This is a genomic window from Streptomyces sp. NPDC001204, from assembly GCF_053598035.1.
The window spans coordinates 1-20,204 of the sequence record NZ_JBSFJL010000053.1 but is presented as its reverse complement, the minus strand read 5'-3'; the positions used below and the strand labels follow the sequence as shown (position 1 = coordinate 20,204).

The window sequence follows — 20,204 nt, the reverse complement described above, 5'->3', positions numbered from 1 at the left end:
GACGCCGCGTCATCCACGGGCACAGGCGCTGCCGAGAGCAGCGTCACACCCGTCGGACGCGTCGAAGAAGGCTGATATCCCCCCGCTCATCTCACTTTCCGGCATAGCGTCGAGGCACACCGGACATCCCGGGCCGCGGCGTCACGCCGGAGGGGAAGAGACCGTACTTCCTTCTACGTCACGCAACGGCGCGCGACAGGAGCCAGAGGACAATGCAGACCAAGCTGGACGAAGCCAAGGCCGAGCTGCTCGAGAGGGCCGCCCGGGTAGCTGAGAACAGTCCGCTCGGGGGACATATCCCGACCGGGTCGACGGGCGAGGGCACGCCGGACCGGGAGTCCGTGCTCGCGTTCCTCCAGCGTTTCTACCTGCACACCGCCCCCGAGGACCTCGCAGGCCGTGACCCGGTCGACGTTTTCGGCACCGCCTACTCCCACTACCGCCTGGCCGAGAACCGCCCCCAGGGCACGGCCAACGTCCGGGTCCACACCCCGACCGTCGAGGAGAACGGCTGGACGTGCAGCCACTCCGTCGTCGAGGTCGTCACCGACGACATGCCCTTCCTCGTGGACTCCGTGACGAACGAGCTGACCCGCCAGGGCCGCGGCATCCACGTGGTGATCCACCCGCAGTTCGTGGTGCGCCGTGACGTCACCGGCAAGCTCATCGAGGTGCTGCCCGCCGCGGCGCCCGGCGAGGAGCTGCCGCACGACGCGCACACCGAGTCCTGGATCCACGTCGAGACCGACCGCGAGACCGACCGCGCCGACCTGAAGCAGATCACCGCCGATCTGCTGCGTGTGCTGTCCGACGTCCGCGAGGCCGTCGAGGACTGGGAGAAGATGCGCCAGGCGGCGACCAGCCTCGCCGAGGACCTGCCCGGTGAGCCGGCGCCCGGCGACCTGCGCGCGCAGGAGGTCGAGGAGGCCCGCGAGCTGCTGCGCTGGCTGTCCGAAGACCACTTCACCTTCCTCGGCTACCGCGAGTACCGACTGCGCGACGACGACTCCCTGGCCGCCGTGCCCGGCACCGGGCTGGGCATACTGCGCGCGGACCCGCCGCACGCCGGCGACGACAGCCACCCGGTCAGCCCGTCCTTCGAGCGGCTGCCCGCCGACGCCCGCGCCAAGGCACGCGAGCACAAGCTGCTGGTGCTGACCAAGGCCAACAGCCGGGCCACCGTCCACCGGCCCTCCTACCTGGACTACGTGGGCGTCAAGAAGTTCAACGACAAGGGCGAGGTCGTCGGCGAGCGCCGCTTCCTCGGCCTGTTCTCGTCCGCCGCCTACACCGAGTCCGTGCGCCGGGTCCCCGTCATCCGCCGCAAGGTCGACGAGGTCCTCGAGCGCGCCGGCTTCTCGCCCAACAGCCACGACGGGCGCGATCTGCTCCAGATCCTGGAGACCTACCCGCGCGACGAGCTCTTCCAGACCCCGGTCGGTGAGCTTCAGGCGATCGCCACCTCCGTGCTGTACCTCCAGGAGCGCCGCCGGCTGCGCCTGTACCTGCGCCAGGACGAGTACGGCCGCTACTACTCGGCCCTCGTGTACCTCCCGCGCGACCGCTACACCACCGGCGTGCGCCTGCGGATCATCGACATCCTGAAGGAGGAGCTGGGCGGCACCAGCGTCGACTTCACCGCCTGGAACACCGAGTCGGTGCTCTCCCGGCTGCACTTCGTCGTCCGTGTGCCGCAGGGCACCGAGCTGCCGGAGCTCTCCGACGGCGACAAGGAGCGCATCGAGGCCCGCCTGGTCGAGGCCGCCCGCTCCTGGACGGACGCCTTCTCCGAGGCGCTGACCGCCGAACTCGGCGAGGAGCGCGCCGCGGAGCTGCTGCGCCGTTACTCGGGCGCCTTCCCCGAGGGCTACAAGGCCGACCACACCCCGCGCGCGGCGGTCGCCGACCTGTGCAACCTCGAGCAGCTGAACGAGGACAAGACCTTCGCGCTGAGCCTGTACGAGCCGGTGGGCGCCGCCCCCGACGAGCGCCGGTTCAAGATCTACCAGAAGGGCGGCTCGGTCTCCCTGTCCGCCGTGCTGCCGGTGCTCAGCCGGCTCGGCGTCGAGGTCACCGACGAGCGGCCGTACGAACTGCGCTGCGCGGACCGTACGACGGCCTGGGTCTACGACTTCGGCCTGCGGATGCCGAAGGAGTCCGGCGGTACCGGCGACCACCTCGGCGACGACGCCCGTGAGCGCTTCCAGGACGCCTTCGCCGCCACCTGGACGGGCAAGGCGGAGAACGACGGGTTCAACGCCCTGGTGCTGGGCGCCGGGCTGACCTGGCGCCAGGCGATGGTGCTGCGCGCCTACGCCAAGTACCTCCGCCAGGCCGGCTCGACCTTCAGCCAGGACTACATGGAGGACACCCTCCGCAACAACGTCCACACCACCCGGCTGCTGGTCTCCCTGTTCGAGGCGCGGATGTCGCCGGAGCGCCAGCGCGCCGGACACGAGCTCGTGGACGCGCTGCTGGAAGAGGTCGACGCGGCCCTGGACCAGGTGGCCTCCCTCGACGAGGACCGGATCCTGCGGTCCTTCCTCACCGTGATCAAGGCGACCCTGCGCACCAACTTCTTCCAGGAGGCGCGGGAGGGCGGCCGGCCGCACGACTACGTCTCCATGAAGTTCGACCCGCAGGCCATCCCGGACCTGCCGGCGCCGCGCCCGGCGTACGAGATCTGGGTGTACTCGCCGCGTGTGGAGGGCGTGCACCTGCGCTTCGGCAAGGTCGCCCGAGGCGGTCTGCGCTGGTCCGACCGGCGTGAGGACTTCCGCACCGAGATCCTCGGCCTGGTCAAGGCGCAGATGGTGAAGAACACCGTCATCGTGCCGGTCGGCGCCAAGGGCGGGTTCGTCGCCAAGCAGCTGCCCGACCCGAGCGTGGACCGGGACGCGTGGATGGCGGAGGGCATCGCCAGCTACAAGACCTTCATCTCGGCGTTGCTCGACATCACCGACAACATGGTCGCCGGCGAGGTCGTGCCCCCGCAGGACGTCGTGCGGCACGACGGCGAAGACACCTACCTGGTGGTCGCCGCAGACAAGGGCACGGCGCGGTTCTCGGACATCGCCAACGAGGTCGCCCAGTCGTACGACTTCTGGCTCGGCGACGCCTTCGCCTCCGGCGGCTCGGCGGGCTACGACCACAAGGGCATGGGCATCACCGCCCGCGGCGCCTGGGAGTCCGTCAAGCGGCACTTCCGGGAGCTGGGCGTGGACACCCAGACCCAGGACTTCACGGTCGTCGGCATCGGCGACATGTCCGGTGACGTGTTCGGCAACGGCATGCTGCTCAGTGAGCACATCCGCCTCGTCGCCGCCTTCGACCACCGGCACATCTTCATCGACCCCGAGCCGGACGCGGCCGTCTCCTACGCCGAGCGCCGCCGCCTGTTCGAGCTGCCGCGCTCCTCGTGGGCGGACTACAACGCCGAGCTGATCTCGGCCGGCGGCGGGGTGTTCCCCCGTACGGCCAAGTCGATCCCGGTCAACGCGCACATCCGCGAGGCCCTCGGCATCGAGGCCGGCGTCACCAAGCTGACCCCGGCCGACCTGATGCGGGCGATCCTCAAGGCCCCGGTGGACCTGCTGTGGAACGGCGGCATCGGCACGTACGTCAAGGCGTCCACCGAGTCCCACACCGACGTCGGCGACAAGGCCAACGACGCCATCCGCGTCGACGGCCGCGACCTGCGGGTCCAGGTCGTCGGCGAAGGCGGCAACCTGGGCTTCACCCAGCTCGGCCGGATCGAGTGCGCGATGCAGGGTGCCCGGATCAACACCGACGCCATCGACAACAGTGCCGGCGTGGACACCTCCGACCACGAGGTGAACATCAAGGTCCTGCTCAACGGGCTGGTCGCGGAAGGCGACATGACGGTCAAGCAGCGCAACAAGCTGCTCGCCGAGATGACCGACGAGGTCGGCGCCCTGGTGCTGCGCACCAACTACGCGCAGAACACGGCGATCGCCAACGCGCTCGCCCAGTCCAAGGACATGCTCCACGCCCAGCAGCGCTTCATGAAGCACCTGGTGCGCGAGGGTCACCTGGACCGGGCGCTGGAGTTCCTGCCCACCGACCGGCAGATCCGTGAGCGGCTGGCCGCCGGGCACGGCCTGACGGGTCCGGAGACGGCCGTCCTGCTGGCGTACACGAAGATCACGGTCGCCGAGGAGCTGCTGCACACCTCGCTGCCGGACGACCCGTACCTGCACACCCTGCTGCACGCGTACTTCCCGACCGCGCTGCGCGAGCAGTTCGCCGAGCGGATCGACAACCACCCGCTGCGCCGCGAGATCACGACGACTGTCCTGGTCAACGACACGGTCAACACGGGCGGTACGACCTATCTGCACCGCCTGCGGGAGGAGACCGGGGCGTCGCTGGAGGAGATCGTCAGGGCGCAGACGGTGGCCCGCACGATCTTCCGCTCGGCTCCGGTGTGGGACGCGGTCGAGGCGCTGGACAACAAGGTCGAGGCCGACGTCCAGACCCGGATCCGCCTGCACTCGCGCCGCCTGGTCGAGCGCGGCACGCGCTGGCTGCTGAACAACCGGCCGCAGCCGCTGGAGCTCTCCGAGACCATCGCGTTCTTCTCCGAGCGGGTCGGTCAGGTGTGGGCGGAGCTGCCCAAGCTGCTCAAGGGCGCGGACCTGGAGTGGTACCAGGAGGTCTACGACGAGCTGTCCGGCGTCGGCGTCCCGGACGAGCTGGCCACGCGCGTGGCCGGGTTCTCCTCCGCCTTCCCGGCGCTCGACATCGTCTCGGTGGCCGACCGTATGGGCAAGGACCCGATGGACGTCGCCGAGGTGTACTACGACCTCGCCGACCGCCTCCACATCACCCAGCTGATGGACCGCATCATCGAGCTGCCGCGCGCCGACCGGTGGCAGTCCATGGCCCGTGCGGCGATCCGCGAGGACCTGTACGCGGCGCACTCGGCGCTGACCGCGGACGTGCTGGCCGCGGGCAACGGCACCGCCACGCCGGAGCAGCGCTTCAAGGTGTGGGAGCAGAAGAACGGGGCGATCCTGTCCCGGGCGCGTGCCACCCTCGAGGAGATCCGCGGCTCGGACGCGTTCGACCTGGCCAACCTGTCGGTGGCGATGCGGACGATGCGCACGCTGCTGCGCACGCACTCGTAACGCGCGGGAGGCCGACCCGTACCCGAGGGCGCCCCGGACCGTTCCGGTCCGGGGCGCCCTCATGCCGTTCACGCCGTCTTCTTGCCGTCGTCCAGGAAACGCCGGACGCCGAATTTACCGTTTCCTGCTAAACGGGATCATTCCTATAAAGTTGCCGCGTGAACACCCTCGGTAGTCGCACTTGGCACTTCCGGCGCGATGCGCACCGCGCCGGCTGAGGCACCCTCAGCGGGCACGGCCGTCGGCCGGCCGCCGACCTCCCCGGGAGGGGCCTACGCGCCCCGCGCGGCCGCCGTGCTCCTCGCCGCCCTGCTGCTTCTGGTGATCGTCCGGCTGCCCTGGGCCGGTGACCTGGGCATGCACGCGGCTACCATCCAGCGGCTGCGCCACAGCCTGCTCCACCCCGGCAACCCGCTCGTCGACGCCGACACCCCGAGCCCGTACTACTCGCCGTGGATACTGCTCCTCGGCTCCGTCGCCCGGGCCGGCGACCTGTCGGTGTTCGTCGTGCTGCGGCTCGCCGCGCTCACCGGGCTGACGTTGCTGGCGACGGGCGTCTGGCGGTACGTCAGAACGCTGAGCGCGCACCGGGCCGCGCCCGCCCTGGCCGCCCTGAGCCTGGTGCTGCTGTGGGGTACGGAACTCATCAACTGGAGCGGCTTCCTCTCCCTCAACTCCCTCGCGCTGACGGTGTCGTATCCCAGCGTGCTGGCCCTCGGCCTCGCCTTCCACTACTGGGCCTGGCTCACCCGGGCGCTGCGCGCGGCGGCCGGGTGGGAGGTGTGGCTGGGGCTCGGGACGCTGTGGGCGCTGATCCTGCTGTGTCATCAGTTCACCGGGTTCGTCGCCACGCTCGGCGGTCTCGCCGCGGTGCTCGCGGCCCGGCCTCCGCGTGCCCTGTGGCCGCGGCTCGGCGCCGGGGCGGCCCTGGGACTGCTGGTGCTGTGGCTGTGGCCGTACTACGACTTCTTCGCCCTGTTCTCGGCCGGAAGCGATCTGGAGGAGGTGCACCGGGCGCTCTACACGAACTTCCTCGGCCGCTACTGGCTGGCACTGCTCGGAGTGGCCGCGCTGGTCGTGCGGTGGCGGCGCGACCGGTGGGACCCGCTGGTGACCTTCTTCCTGCTGGGCGCGCTGGTGTGTGCGATGGGGTTCGCCACGGGTCACTACGCCTGGGGCCGGACGCTGCCCGCCGCCCTCGTCCCGGCCCAGATCGCCGCCGCGCTGGAGGTGGTGCAGGGCGGCCGGCGGGCCGTGCGGACGCGCTGGGCGTGGGCGCTGGGCGGCGCGCTGGCCCTGGGCGCGTGGACCCAGGCCGGCGTGCTCGGGTACGCCGTCGGGCGCGCGGCGCTGCCGGACGTGCTCGCGGCCGACTACACCCCGACCTGGAACGGGTACTACTGGATCACGCCGTACGTGAAGTACGGGGACGTGGTCATGGCCCGGGACCTGCCCTCCCGGCTGATCCCGGCCTACGGCCCCTACACGGTCGCCCCCGGCTACCCGGACTTCTTCCTGCCGGACGAGTCCCGGCGCGAGTGGGCGGTGCGGCGCTACTACACGCTCCGCACGCCGGAGGGCGTGCGGAGGGACATCCTGCGCACCTATGACGTGCGCTGGGTCGTGGACGGAAGCAGACCGCGCCACGACCCCGAACTGCGCGTGGTGACCCACGGCCCGGGCGGCCAGGTCCTTTACGCGGTCACTCCCTGACCGGCCCCCCGGTGCGCCGGGCGGTGTGGGGCTATCCCTTGGCCTTCTTCTTGTCAGGACCGCCCGTGAAGGCCTCGTAGGCCTCGAGGACCTCCTCGGTGGGGCCGTCCATGCGCAGTTCGCCGCGTTCCAGCCACAGGACGCGCTCGCAGGTGTCGCGGATGGAGGCGTTGCTGTGGCTGACCAGGAAAACCGTGCCGGCCTGTGCGCGCAGTTCGCGGATCCGCTTCTCCGAGCGCCGCTGGAAGGAGCGGTCGCCCGTGGCCAGCGCCTCGTCGATCAGCAGGACGTCGTGGTCCTTGGCGGCGGCGATGGAGAAGCGCAGCCGGGCGGCCATGCCGGAGGAGTAGGTGCGCATCGGGAGCGTGATGAAGTCGCCCTTCTCGTTGATGCCGGAGAAGTCGACGATGTCCTGGTAGCGCTCCTTGACCTCCTCGCGGGACATGCCCATGGCCAGTCCGCCGAGGAGGACGTTGCGCTCGCCGGTCAGGTCGTTCATCAGCGCCGCGTTCACGCCGAGGAGTGAGGGCTGGCCGTCGGTGTAGATCTTGCCGTTCTCCACGGGCAGGAGTCCGGCGACCGCCTTGAGCAGCGTGGACTTGCCGGAGCCGTTGGTGCCGATCAGGCCGATCGCCTCGCCCTTGTAGGCGACGAACGAGACCTTCTTGACCGCGTGCACCCGGCGTACGCCGGCCGCCCTCTCGGCCTTCTCGCGGCGCAGGATCCGGTTGAGGGCGGCGGTCGCCGAACCGCGGCCGGAACCGGTGCCGTTGACCCGGTAGACGATGTCGACCCCGTCGACCACGACGGTGGGGATCCTGTCGGTTTTCAGCTCAGCCACGGCCGTACGTCTCCTCAGCCTTCCAGAAGTAGATGAAGCCGCCGACCCCGGCGAGCAGGGCCCAGCCCAGCGCGAACGCCCACACATGGTGGGGGAGCTGGTGCGCCTTGAAGCTGTCGATCAGCGCGAAGCGCATCAGGTCGATGTAGACGGCGGCGGGATTGGACTGCAGCAGCACCTTCAGCACGTGTGGCATGTGGCTGTGGTTCAGCGTCTTGTCGATGCTCCACATCACGCCGGAGACGTACATCCAGGTGCGCAGGAGGAACGGCATCAGCTGGGCGATGTCCGGCGTCTTGGCGCCCATCCGAGCCATGATCATGGAGACGCCGGCGTTGAACACGAACTGGAGCAGCAGCACCGGGACGGCCAGCGCCCACGACATGGTGGGCGTCATGCCGAAGCAGAGCAGGATCGCCAGGAGGGCGACCATCGAGAACAGCAGCTGCTGGAGCTGCTGAAGCGCGAAGGAGACCGGCAGCGCGGCCCGCGGGAAGTGCAGGGCCCGCACCAGACCGAGGTTGCCGGAGATCGCCCGGGTGCCCGCCATGATCGAGTTCTGGGTGAACGTCCAGATGAACACGCCCGTCACCAGGAACGGGATGTAGTCCGCAACGCCGCGGCTGGTGCCCATCAGGATGCCGAAGATGAAGTAGTAGACCGCCGCGTTCAGCAGCGGGGTGGCGACCTGCCAGACCTGGCCGAGCTTCGCCTCGCTGTACTGGGCGGTGAGCTTGGCGGTGGCGAAGGCGCTGATGAAGTGGCGCCGCGCCCACAGCTGCCGGACGTACTCGGACAGGGAGGGTCGGGCGCCGCTGACCGACAGGCCGTGGCGAATGGCGACCGTCGCGAGGTCGTCCTCGGCCGGGGCCGTAATGTGGGGCGGTGTGTGGAGGACCTGGCTCACATCCGCTGCTTTCGCTCGGGGGGAGGTGGTGCCGGCGTCCGGCTCCGTGCCGCCGTCGGTTTCCTTACGGTTCTCTTCACGTTTTCTTACGTCGGAACGGCACCGTATCGTCGCAACGTGAGCGTACGGCGAAGTGACGCCGCAACGCAACCGTTTCGTCGTAACGCCCTATGCTTGGCCGCATGACGACGAACGCCGACCAGCCCCAGACGCGCCCCCGCCGCCGGGTCCCCGCCGGGGCGGCCGTGCTCCGCGAGGACGTGACGGAGGCGATCCGGGCTGCGGTCTTCGAGGAGCTGGCGTCCGTCGGCTACGCGCGGATGTCCATCGAGGGGATCGCGCGGCGCGCGGGTGTCGGCAAGACGGCCGTCTACCGCCGGTGGCGCTCCAAGCTGCACCTGGTGCTGGACGTCGTCTCGGCGCTCGCCGTGCAGGGCCTGCCCGCGCCGGACACCGGCTCCCTGGAGAGCGACCTGCGGCTGTTGTACGAGGTGACCTCCCGGGCCCTGCGCCACCCCATCGCCTCGCAGGTCATCCCCGACCTCCAGGCGGAGGCGGCCCGCAACCCGGACATCGCCGAGGCCATGCAGAAGGCCCTGCGCGACGGTCAGGAGAGCGTGGCCAGCAGCATCCTGGCCGCGGCCGAGCGCCGCGACGAGATCCGCCCCGGTCTGGACCGGGACCTGGCCCTCGACCTGATCTCGGGCCCGCTGTACTGGCGCGCGGTCGTCATCCGCACACCGAAACTCCCCAAGGGCTACCTGGACGCCCTCGCCCGGGGCACGGCCGGGGCGATCAAGGCGCTCTGACCGAGGGGGCCCTCCTGCGGGTCCGGATGGGTCGTTGCAGCACCCTCACGGGCCGGGCGGGAACGGGAGCCGCAGCGGCCGGACGGGACACCCCGCCCAGCCCGAATCAACCAGCCTCTCCGGGCCGGGCGGGACGGGGCCTGCGGCGGTCGGGCCGGACAGCCCGCACACCGGTGGTGGGCGTGTGGCGGCCCGCGCCCGCGTGTGACGGCGCCACCGGGGTCGCGGGAGCGGCCCCGGCGACGGCGGGTGGTGGGGTCAGGTGCGGGCTGCTTCCGGGTGATGGAGGAGCCAGCCCTGCCAGGCCGAGGTGATCATGTCGTGGAGGTCGCGTCGGGCCTTCCAGCCGAGTTCCGTGGCGATGCGGTCGGCCGAGGCGACGACGCGGGCGGGGTCGCCGGGGCGGCGCGGGGTGACCGTCGGGGGGCTGTTGTGGCCGGTGACGGCGTTGATCGTGTCGATCATCTCGCGCACCGAGACCCCCTCCCCGCGGCCGATGTTCAGTGTGAGGTCGAGGCCGGGGGAGGAGCGCAGGGCGCGAGCCGCGGCCACGTGGGCCTCCGCGAGGTCGACCACGTGGATGTAGTCACGGATGCAGGTGCCGTCCGGCGTGGGGTAGTCGTCCCCGAAGATGCGCGGGGGCATGTTCTCGGTCAGTCGTTCGAAGACCATCGGGACCAGGTTGAAGACGCCGACGTCCGCGAGGCGCGGACTCGCCGCGCCCGCCACGTTGAAGTACCGCAGGGACGCCGTGGACAGCCCCGTCGCCCGGCCGGTGGCGCGCACCAGCCACTCGCCGGCCAGCTTCGTCTCGCCGTACGGAGACATCGGCGCGCACGGCGTCTCCTCCGTGACCAGGGCGTCGTCCCGCGCGGCGTACGGCATGCCGTACACGGCCGCCGAGGAGGAGAACACGAACGAACCGACCCCGGCCGCCGTCACCGCCTCCAGCAGGACCCGCAGGCCCTCGACGTTCTCCCGGTAGTAGTGCAGGGGCCGCTCCACCGACTCGCCCACCTGCTTCTTCGCCGCCAGGTGGACGACACCGGTCACCTCGTGCTCGGTGAGGGCACGCGCCAGCCGCTCGCCGTCCAGCGTGGAGCCCTCCACCAGCGGGACGTCCCGCGGGACACGCTCGGCGATGCCGGTGGACAGGTCGTCGTACACCACCGCACGCTCGCCCGCCTCGGTCATCGCGTGGACGACGTGCGCTCCGATGTAGCCGGCGCCGCCGGTGATCAGCCAGGTCATGCGGGCGTCTCCTCGTCAGTTGGCCCAGGTCGTCGTATGGATGCGGGGCGTGGCGCGCTCACTGGGGCGCGGCCCGGTTGAGCAGACGGCGCAGTCTGCCCTGCAGTACGGACGTCACCCCGCGCAGTCCCGCCGCCAGCCGCACGGCCAGCGCGCCGGAGTGCGTGGCGTACGGCTGGACCAGCAGAACGCCGTAGCGCACGCTCGGTACCACGCGGCGGCGCAGCAGACCGGCGCCCGCGCGCGCGTGCGCCGTCACCTTACGGCTCGTGCCGTCGGCGAAGCACACCCGCAGCCGCAGGTCCCAGGTGCCGGCCCCCAGCCCCGCGAGGTTCACGCCCGTCTCGGCCGACCAGGTGCCGTCCGCGGCCGGCGTGAGCGGGACGGTGGCGCCCCGGACCGTGCGCCCCGCCTCACGGTGCAGCCACTCCACCTCCAGGGCTTCGGGCCCGGCGGACATCACCCTGCCGTACAGGTCGTGCAGGCGCAGCCGCAGCAGGCTCGTCCCCGCGAGGGGACGCACTTCCGCGTCCACGGCCAGGGGCAGGACGTGGACCGGCCGGACCAGGTAGGGCTCCAGGCCGATCTGCGGAAGGTCGTCCGCCCAGACGGGACTGCCGTCCTTGTCACGGGCGTAGGGCGGGCACAGACGGGCCGGGCGCGCGGCGAGCTCCTTCAGGCGCGGCAGGTCGCGCGGCCCGGGCGACGCGAGGATCACCCGTCCGAGGAGGTGCCCGGCGGTCGTCGGGTTGACGGCCCAGTCGGCCGCGTCGTACTCGCCGAGGTACTCCCGCGTGTGCTCCCACCAGGCGTACCGGTACCCGGCGTCGCGCAGGCCCAGCTCACGCGCGTACATGCGCAGCTCGTGGTCGAGGAACTTGGCGCGCGCCGCCCGCGCGAGCTCCTTCTGCCCGGCGCTGAGCAGGATGTCGTACGCCGACCGGCTCGCCTCGGTGCGCGCCCGCCAGTTCTCGATGTCCGCGCGGTCCAGGGAGATCGACAGCTGCCCGGCGGACCGGCGCACGTTCCACACGTACACCTGGTCCGGGATGAGGGCCACGCGCGGGTCGGCGGCCAGCACGCGCGCGGTGAACACGAAGTCCTCGTACGGGAAGTGGCCTTCCGGGAAGCGGATCGCGTGCTCGCGCAGGAAGTCGGTGCGGTACAGCTTGTTGACGCACAGGGTGTCGTGCACGAGCCGCGGGAGCTTCGCGGGGTGCGTGAGGACGGCGCCCGTGCTGTAGAGCTTCCGCTGCCACGGCACTTCCCGCCCGGAGGGCAGCTCACGGCGCACGCACAGGCCGCTCACGACCTCGGCCCGCTCCTCCCGGGCGGCGGCGAGCAGCGCGTCCACCGCGCCCGGCGGCAGCACGTCGTCGCTGTCGAGGAACATCACGTACGGCGTGGTGACCGCGTCCATACCGGTGTTGCGCGGGCTGCCGCAGCCGCCGCTGTTCTCCTCGCGCCGGATCACCCGCACTCTCGGTTCGGCCGCGGCCAGGCGGTCGAGCAGCTCGAAGGTGCCGTCGGTCGAGCAGTCGTCGACGGCGACGACCTCGCTGACGGAGGGACCCTGCGCGAGAGCCGAGCGCACGGCGTCGGCCATGTGGGCGATGTCGTTGTAACCGATCACGACGACGCTGACGTCGGTGGCCTGGTCGGGGTGCAGATGCATGGAATCCACGGGCCGGAATAGTAGGGGTGGTCGGTAATCTCCCGTTAAGAGGGGCTTAGCGTCCCGTGCGGAAGACGGTGAATGTCCGACCCGGGTTCCCCGTCGGGGGTCACCGATTTCGTCGATCGCCACAACCGGGCAAATGAGAATAGCGCGGCGGCGGCCAGCAGACCGTTGCGCGTGAGCATGAGTGCACAACCTGTCCACGAGCAGGCCACCACCTGGTGGTAGAGGGTGGGATATGCGATCACGCTGACCAGGCTCGCCGGCGCGATCAGCGCGGCGACCGGACGCTGTGTGGTCAGCGGTGACGTCAGGCACACCGCCGCGAGGCCGAGCAGCCAGACCATGTACTGCGGGCTGATCACCCGGCTGGTGACGGTGAACAGCAGGACGGCGCTCAGCGCGGCGTCGTACGGTGTCGCCACCGTCCAGTGCCGGGCCCGGATCCGCCAGAGCAGCAGCAGCCCGAACGCGCTCGCCGACAGGAACAGCGAGAGGTGCGCGACGGTGGAGACGTACGGTCCGGTGAACTCCAGGGCCCCGTACCGGTAGCGCACCCGGCCCGGCCAGCCGGCGTGTGTGGCCAGCGCGAGCGCGGTGCCGCCGAACGACTCGATCTGCACGCCCCGGCCGCCCTGCTGGCGCGCGAAGGCGAGCGGGTTCCTGAACAAGCAGGCGAGGACGGACAGCGCCACGGCGCCGGTGACGGCCGCCCATGTCCACGCCGACCGGGTTGCACGGCCCCGGGGCAGGCCGACCAGCGCCAGCGCCGGCCACACCTTCACCAGGGCGCCCAGCGCGGCGAGCGCGCCGCACGCGCGCGTGGAGCGCGACATCGTCAGCAGGGAGAGCACGGCCAGGGCGGTGGCCTGGACGTCGTAGCGGGCCAGCGGGATGTGCAGCAGCAGGGGCAGGCCCAGCGTCCAGTAGCCGGCCCCGCGCAGGCTGCGGCCGGGGCGGGTGCCCGCGTGCGTCAGTGCCAGCGTGACCAGTGCGTCGACGGCGACCGTGAGCACCACGAAGGCCTGGAAGTACGTCAGGCCCGGCAGCAGCGCGGGCGACAGCAGCACCGGTCCGGCGCCCGGCGGGTACTGCCACAGTGTGTCGTGCGCCGGGAACGCGCCGTGGGACAGCAGCACGTACCAGTGCTGGTACAGCTTCCACACCTCGCGCGCCACCGAGCCCCGGCCCAGCCTGGGCAGTCCGTTGTGGGCGAGCAGCCACAGCATCAGGGCGCGCGTGAGGAGCCAGGCGGCCGTCAGGGCGAGGAGGCGGTGTCTCGTCGACGGACGCGTGAGAAGACGCGTCACGCTCTGGAAGGCGCTCATCACGGCGGATCGTAATCCGAGTGAAAGCCGCATATGTGCTGATACGCGTCCAGTCATTGGTAAGAGCCTGCCAAGTGGACCAAAACAGTCGTGGCACCCGGGCCGCGTGCCCGCGCGTGCCCGCGCTCTCCCCGGTCAGCCGCATCACGTCGTCGCCCTTCATCGAGGTACCGGGCTCCACTCGTCCGGCCGGCTGCCGCTACGCGGACCCGGGATGTCCGCCGCCGGCCGGGGCATCACACGCTCCAGCAGCAGCGGCACGCCCACCACCGGCAGCAGCCAGGCCAGCACGATCAGCCGTTCGCCCCACACGGTGATGTCGGGATGCGCCGCCTGCGTGAGGAATCCGGTGAACGCCGTCGCCACCACGAAGAGGCCGAATGCCCCCCGCCGCCGCAGCGCGCCCCACGCGCCGGCGGCGAGCAGGGCGGCGAAGACCGGCTGCCACAGCTGCCGGCGCAGCCACTCCAGCCAGAACCCGCCCTCCAGCCGCAGCAGCTCCGGCCATGGACGCTCGCGGTCGGGCAGGGCGTAGTGGCCCGTGAGCAGGTCCTGAAGGCTGTCGCTCTCGGTCGGGTAGCGCAGCGCCCGCGCCAGGAGCACCGTGCCGACGGCGGCGCCGCAGGCCACCGCCGTGACCGCCAGGACACCCCGCCCCGCCGGGCGCCGCCGCGTCCACCGCCGTACGGCGACGGCCGCGCCGGCGGCGGCCAGGCTCAGCCCGAGGAACAGCGCCTGGGAGTGCTTGGCCGTGAACAGCGCGAACAGCGCACCCGCGACCAGGACTGTGCCGGCCCGCACGCGCCCGTCCAGTGCCAGCGAGCAGCCCCACAGCGCCGCCAGGGTCAGCGTCAGCATCAGGCCCTCGGCCATCGGCCGCATGGCCGTCGTGCCGCACGGCAGCACGTAGTAGAGGACCTGGCCGGTCAGCGCCAGGGGCACGGGCACCCGGCGGCCGCGCAGCACCAGGAAGACGAGGACGCCGCCCGCCGCCGTCACGACGACGCCCGCCGCCCACACCCCCCAGGTCACGCCGAACACCGTGATGAAGGGGATCAGGAACACCGGGTAGCCCGGCCGCACCTCGAAGATCCGCATGAAGCGCTCCGGCATGAACGGCAGGGTGTGCCCGCCGGTCTGCCCGGCCCGCAGCCGTGCCTCCACCTCGCGCCACAGCTTGGCCCGGCACGTGCCCGCCACCCGGGCCGCCGTGCTCGGCTCGCGGAAGCGCAGCACGTCCACGCTCTGCGTGCGGCTCGCCCGGGCCGCCTTCCCGGCGCACACGTAGTCGATCGTGACGGCCGCCGCCTCCCGTTTGTCCGCACCGCGCAGACTCAGCGCGTACGACAGGTAGTTCTTGGTGTCGGGGGTGTCCCGGCCGGTGACGGTGCCGAGCTGGAGCAGCGCGAAGAGGGCGGCCACGGCCAGCGCCCACGTGCTCGGCCGCCGTGCGCGCGACGTCCAGCGGGGCCGCCTCACGAGGGCGCCAGCAGATCGCGGCCGGAGGCCTGGGCGGGCAGGTGGGCGACCGCTCCGGAGGACGCGGGCGCCGCCGTCGGATCCGGTGTCCACTCCTCGTCGCCGAGGATCAGGGTCCGTACCACCCGCTCGGCCGCCCAGCCGTCGTCGAACTCGCAGAAGCGCTCCCGGAAAACGGTCCGCAGCCGCGCCGACTCGACGTCCCGCCAGGCGCCGGAGGTGAACAGTCGTGCCAACTCCTCGTAGGACCGGGAGACATGGCCCGGCGGCTCGGCGGTGATGTCGAAGTAGGCGCCCCGGCTCGCGGTGTACGCGCCCCAGTCGTCGGCGTGCACCACGATCGGGCGGTCCAGGTTGGCGTAGTCGAACATGAGGGCCGAGTAGTCGGTGACCAGCACGTCGGAGGCGAGCATGAGCTCCTCCACGTGCGGCTCGTCGGTCGCGTCGACGAGGACTCCGCGCCGGTGCAGTTCGGCCAGTCCCATGCCGCGCGCCGGTCCGGTGGCCAGCGAGGGGTGCAGGCGTACGACGAGGGTGTGGCCCTCGCCGAGGTCCGCGGCGAACCGGGCCGGGTCGAAGCGCTCGACGTGGCCGCCACGCCGGTAGTCCCGGCGGGTGGGCGCGTACAGCACCATCGTGTGCTCCGGCGGGATGCCGAGCCGCTCGCGGAGGGCGGCGCCGTCGCCCGCCCGCGCGGTGACGAGCACGTCGTTGCGCGGGCTGCCGGTGCGCGCGGAGGTGAACCGGCAGGGGTAGGCGCGCTCCCACATCAGCTCGGAGTGGCGGTTGGCGACCAGGCTGTAGTCCCAGCGGTCGGCGCGCGACAGCAGGCCCGGCACGTCGACGCCGTGCCGGGCGCCGGGCTTGCCCAGCAGATCCGCCGCCATGAACTTCAGGGGGGTGCCCTGATGGGTGTGGATGTGCGTGCTGCCGGGCCGTTTTGCCAGGGCCGCGGGCCAGTTGGCGTTGTTGACGAAGAACGCGGCGCGGGCGGTGAGCTGCCGGTGGCGCAGGGTGCCGGGCAGGACGTACTCCACGTCCGGCGGCAGCAGCGCGGCCTGCTCCCGGTCCCGGACCACCCACACCCCACGCAGATGCGGCGCGATCTCCCGCGCCTTGCGGTGGACGGCCGCCGGGTCGCCGAGCACGCCCCGGTGCGAGAACGCCGAGTACAGGACGAGGTCCTGGTCCAGCGTCCGGCGGGTGTGCAGCGCGGCCCAGCCGCCCTTCACCCGTCCGGCCGCCGCCCTGCGGACCCGCAGCGTCCGGCGCCCGAGCTCCCGGCGGACCCGCCCGGTCTGCCGCGCCATCCGGTAGGCGGCCCAACCGCCCTCCAGCAACCGGACCACACCGGTCGTGTCCGCGTCCGGGGGCCGGTGGGCGCGGAACATCCGCGCCGTACGGCGGAAGAACTCGGCCTTGTCCGACGGCGGCAGCCGGTCCGGCTTGGCGAGGATGTCCAGGCAGTGCTCGCCCATCTTCCGGTGCAGAAAGGGTCGCCAACTCGCCAGCTCCGGACGGGAGTCGAGGTAGGCGAAGACCCGCTCGTACTGGTCGTGGATGTCGAAGTGCTTGCGGCTGGTGGTGGACAGGATGTTGCCCTGCCGGCGCTGGCGGTAGTACAGGCAGATCCGGTCGAGCACGGCGATCCGCCGGGCGGTGAGCAGGACCGGGAACGTCCAGGGCGTGTCCTCGTAGTAGCCGGGCGGGAAGACGAAGCCGTGCTCCTCGACGAAACCGCGCCGGTAGACCTTGTTCCACACCACCATCAACAGGTCCAGGACCCGCGGCTGTTCGGCGGCCGTGAAGGTGCCGGGACCGGCCTCGGCCAGCACCGCGGCGAGCACGTTGCGCCGGGTCCCGCCCCACCAGTAGGTGCGGGCGTAGTCGAAGACCAGCACGTCCGGGTCGCCGGTCTCCTCCAGCCGGTCGGCGACGGCCCGCAGCGCACCCGGGGTGAGGGTGTCGTCGCTGTCGAGGAAGAACAGGAAGTCGCCGGTGGCGAGCGGCATTCCGGCGTTGCGGGCGCGGCCGAGCCCGACGTTCTCCGGCAGGTGCAGCACCCGTACACGCGGGTCGCGGGCGGCGTACTCGTCGAGGATGGCGCCGCTGCCGTCCGGGGAGCAGTCGTCGACGGCGATCAACTCGATGTCGCCGAAGGACTGCGTCAGAACCGAGTCCAGGCATTCGCGCAGGAACCCCTGCACCTTGAAACAGGGGACGATGATGCTGAAGCGGGGCACTGCTGCGTCAGCTCCTTAGAGGGTGGCGGCGGGGGCCGGGACGCGCTCGGCGAGCGGGATCACGGGCGGTAGCGCTTCGGGCGGCTGGCCGAGGAACACCCGGCGGACGACTCGCTCGGCGGCCCGCCCGTCGTCGAACTGGCAGAACCGCTCCCGGAACCGGGCCCGCAGCGCCGCCGACTCCGGGCCCGCGTACGAGCCGTCGCGGAAGACCGCCGCCAGTTCACCCGGTGTGCGGACGACCGGGCCGGGCGGCGTGTCCATGAGGTCGAAGCAGACGCCGCGGGTCTCCCGGTAGACCTCCCAGTCGTCGGCGTACACGACGACCGGACGGTCCAGATTGGCGTAGTCGAACATGATCGACGAGTAGTCGGTGATCAGCGCGTCGGCGGCCAGGCACACCTCCTCCGAGGAGCGGTGCGCGGTGACGTCGATGATCCGGCCGCCGCTCCGCGGTCCGCCCCGGTCGTAGAAGTAGTGGGCGCGCAGCAGGACGACGACGTCCTCGCCGGCCGCCGCGCAGAAGGCCTCCAGGTCCAGGCCGGGCTCGAAGCCGGTGTGGTGGTCGCGGTGGGTGGGCGCGTACAGGACGGCCGTCTTCCCCTCCGGGACGCCCAGCTCGCGGCGGACGCGGGCCACGTCCTCGGCGCGGGCCGCGCAGTAGACGTCGTTGCGCGGATAGCCGTACTCCAGGGGCTCGTAGGAGCCGGGGAAGGCCCGTTCCCACATCTCGGTGGAGTGGCGGTTGGAGGAGAGGTTGTAGTCCCAGCGGTCCACGCGGCGCAGCAGTTTGGTGAAGCTGCCGGACTGCGCCGCGACCACCGGGTACGTCGACTGGTCGCAGCCCATCGTCTTCAGCGGGGTGCCGTGCTGGGTCTGGAGGTGCACGCTGCCGGGGCGTTTGACGACGGCGTCGGCGAAGTTGGCGTTGTTCACCAGGTACTTGGCGCGGGCGAGCACCTTCCAGTACCGGCGGCTGCCGATCACCGCGTGGTCGACGCCCTCCGGAACGGTGTGTGCCTGGCCGGGCTCCACCAGGAACACACCGCGCAGGTGCGGCGCGAGTTCGCGGGCCTTGGCGTGCAGGGCGGCCGGGCTGCACGCGTAACCCCGGCCCCAGTAGGCGCAGTACACGACGAGGTTCTCGTCGAGCGGGCGGCGCAGGTGCCCGCGGTAGGCGAGGCGGGTGCGCAGCCTGCCGGCGCGCGGCAGGCGACGGCCGGCCGCCAGGGCCGCCCGGCCGGTGGCGCAGCGCGCGCGGAACGCCGTGTACGCACCGGCCGCCAGCAGCCGGTGCGGCACGCCGGACCGGCCGCGTGGGGCCCGGTGGTCGGCCGGGCGGTGGCGGCGGTACAGGCGGTGGGCGCGGCGGAAGAACGCGCGGCGCCGGTGAGCGGGCACCTGTTCCGGATGCGCGGCCACCGTCAGCACCGCGTCGAAGAGCTGCTCGAACAGCGGCGCGAACCGTTCCTCGGGCAGTCCCTCGGAGACGGCCCGGACGAGCACCCGCTCGGTCTGGTCGAGGAGGTCGAACTGGTGCTCGCCCGGGAGATCCAGCCGGCTGCCCTGCCGGCGCAGCAGATGCCGTACGACGACCCGCCGCAGCACCGCGACGCGCCCGGCCGCGACGGCGACCAGGCCGCCCCAGCCGACGTCGGTGCGGTGCCCGTCGGGGAAGGCCAGGCCGTGCCCGGTCACGAAGGAGCGGCGGTAGACCGCGCTCCACGCGGGCAGCGGAACGCCGGTCAGGTGCGGGGCCTCGGCGGGGGAGAAGGCGGGCGCGCGGACGGTGACCGGCGGCGGCCCGGACGTGGTGGCCGGCTCGCCGTCCCACCAGGGAGTCCGCTCGTGCTCGCAGTAGAGCACGTCGACGTCGCCCGTCTCCTCCAGGCGGGCGGCCAGCGCGGACAGCGCGCCCGGCACCAGGGTGTCGTCGCCGTCGAGGAACAGCAGATACGCGCCGCTCGCCGCCCGCGTCCCGGCGTTGCGCGCCGCGCCGAGGCCCGCGGACGGGGGCGAGTGCACCAGGACCACCCGGGAATCCCGCCCCGCGTAGTCGGCGGCGACGCCGGCGGCCGGGGCGGCCGGGCCGTCGCACACCGCGATCAGCTCGAAGTCTCCGAAGGACTGGGCGAGGACCGAGTCCAGCGCCAGGGACAGCCGACCCGCGACGCCATGCGACGGGACGACGATGCTGAATCGGGGCATTCTGCTCTTTCTTCTGTTGATTCGGTCCGATGTGTGCATACGGACTCCCAAAAGAGCAAACGGTGTTCAAAGGCTCCGGGTGACGGTCTGTGGGCCGGCGGGTTGCGGCAGGGTTGCGAGCGGGCTTCGGTCCGGGGTCGCGACCTGCGACGACACCGGACGGCACGGGGAGAGGGCGACCGGCTCGGCCACGGCGTGCGCGACCGGGCGCGCAGCACGGCGGCCCGCAGCACGCGCAGCGGCTTGACGGCCCGCTCGACCGCCCGGCGGCACAGGGCCGTCACCAGCCGCAGCACCCGGATCGCGCGGTGCGGGGCCAGCCGGACCAGGGCGTACCGCAGCCCGGTGCGCAGCGCCGGCCGGAGGCCGAGGGCGCGGCAACGGCGGTGGCACGCCTCCAGGAGCGCGCGCGTATACGCCGGGATCCGGTGCGCGGGGACGGTGACACTGAACCTGGGCAAGGGGGCATCCAAGGGCCGACGTGGGCGTTCTGCCCGGGAACGGCCGGTGGAGCGAGTCGGTCACGGCCCGCTGAGGCATGTGGGGGACGGCGGGCCGAGCGGTTCGGTACGGTCCGGCACCGGACCGTACGAACGG

Annotated in this window: 11 protein-coding genes; 3 read left to right on the top strand and 8 right to left on the bottom strand. The window is 72.1% G+C overall.

What is annotated here, in order from left to right; translation table 11 throughout:
- Positions 1-212: 212 nt before the first annotated feature.
- Both ACWC91_RS39520 and ACWC91_RS39515 read left to right on the top strand, forming a co-directional pair.
- A complete protein-coding gene (locus tag ACWC91_RS39520) occupies positions 213-5,150 on the top strand; it encodes an NAD-glutamate dehydrogenase (protein ID WP_225078681.1) in 4,938 nt (1,645 codons plus the stop codon).
- Between the two features lie 198 nt (positions 5,151-5,348).
- A complete protein-coding gene (locus ACWC91_RS39515; RefSeq protein WP_450642113.1) occupies positions 5,349-6,863 on the top strand; it encodes a hypothetical protein in 1,515 nt (504 codons plus the stop codon).
- 31 nt (positions 6,864-6,894) lie between these two features.
- Here ACWC91_RS39515 and ACWC91_RS39510 read toward each other — a convergent pair whose 3' ends face one another.
- Together ACWC91_RS39510 and ACWC91_RS39505 are read right to left on the bottom strand one after the other, a co-directional pair.
- Positions 6,895-7,704 (bottom strand): ABC transporter ATP-binding protein, encoded by an 810-nt coding sequence (locus tag ACWC91_RS39510; RefSeq protein WP_225078679.1) that lies wholly within the window; start codon positions 7,702-7,704, stop codon positions 6,895-6,897.
- A complete protein-coding gene (locus ACWC91_RS39505) occupies positions 7,697-8,611 on the bottom strand; it encodes an ABC transporter permease (RefSeq protein WP_450642112.1) in 915 nt (304 codons plus the stop codon). The genes ACWC91_RS39510 and ACWC91_RS39505 overlap by 8 nt, the downstream gene beginning before the upstream one ends.
- Before the next feature lie 170 nt (positions 8,612-8,781).
- Here ACWC91_RS39505 and ACWC91_RS39500 point away from each other — a divergent pair, with 170 nt between their 5' ends.
- A complete protein-coding gene (locus ACWC91_RS39500; protein ID WP_225078677.1) occupies positions 8,782-9,420 on the top strand; it encodes a TetR/AcrR family transcriptional regulator in 639 nt (212 codons plus the stop codon).
- Between the two features lie 258 nt (positions 9,421-9,678).
- Here the strand turns inward: ACWC91_RS39500 and galE are convergent, their stop codons facing one another.
- From galE to ACWC91_RS39470, 6 genes are all read right to left on the bottom strand, one after another.
- Positions 9,679-10,671: a UDP-glucose 4-epimerase GalE gene (gene galE / locus ACWC91_RS39495; RefSeq protein WP_225078676.1), complete on the bottom strand. Its 993-nt coding sequence runs from the start codon at positions 10,669-10,671 to the stop codon at positions 9,679-9,681.
- A gap of 58 nt (positions 10,672-10,729) precedes the next feature.
- The gene (locus tag ACWC91_RS39490) at positions 10,730-12,346 is read right to left on the bottom strand and encodes a glycosyltransferase family 2 protein (RefSeq protein ID WP_225078709.1); all 1,617 of its coding nucleotides are present in this window, start codon (positions 12,344-12,346) and stop codon (positions 10,730-10,732) included.
- A 44-nt stretch (positions 12,347-12,390) separates the two neighbouring features.
- On the bottom strand, positions 12,391-13,677 hold the full coding sequence (locus ACWC91_RS39485) for a glycosyltransferase 87 family protein (RefSeq protein ID WP_450642110.1): 1,287 nt from the start codon (positions 13,675-13,677) through the stop codon (positions 12,391-12,393).
- A 159-nt stretch (positions 13,678-13,836) separates the two neighbouring features.
- Positions 13,837-15,105, bottom strand: coding sequence for a hypothetical protein (locus ACWC91_RS39480; RefSeq protein WP_450642120.1), 1,269 nt, complete (start codon positions 15,103-15,105; stop codon positions 13,837-13,839).
- A gap of 47 nt (positions 15,106-15,152) precedes the next feature.
- Positions 15,153-17,399, bottom strand: coding sequence for a bifunctional glycosyltransferase/CDP-glycerol:glycerophosphate glycerophosphotransferase (locus ACWC91_RS39475; protein WP_450642108.1), 2,247 nt, complete (start codon positions 17,397-17,399; stop codon positions 15,153-15,155).
- Between the two features lie 15 nt (positions 17,400-17,414).
- The gene (locus tag ACWC91_RS39470) at positions 17,415-19,607 is read right to left on the bottom strand and encodes a bifunctional glycosyltransferase/CDP-glycerol:glycerophosphate glycerophosphotransferase (protein WP_450642106.1); all 2,193 of its coding nucleotides are present in this window, start codon (positions 19,605-19,607) and stop codon (positions 17,415-17,417) included.
- Positions 19,608-20,204 lie beyond the last annotated feature (597 nt).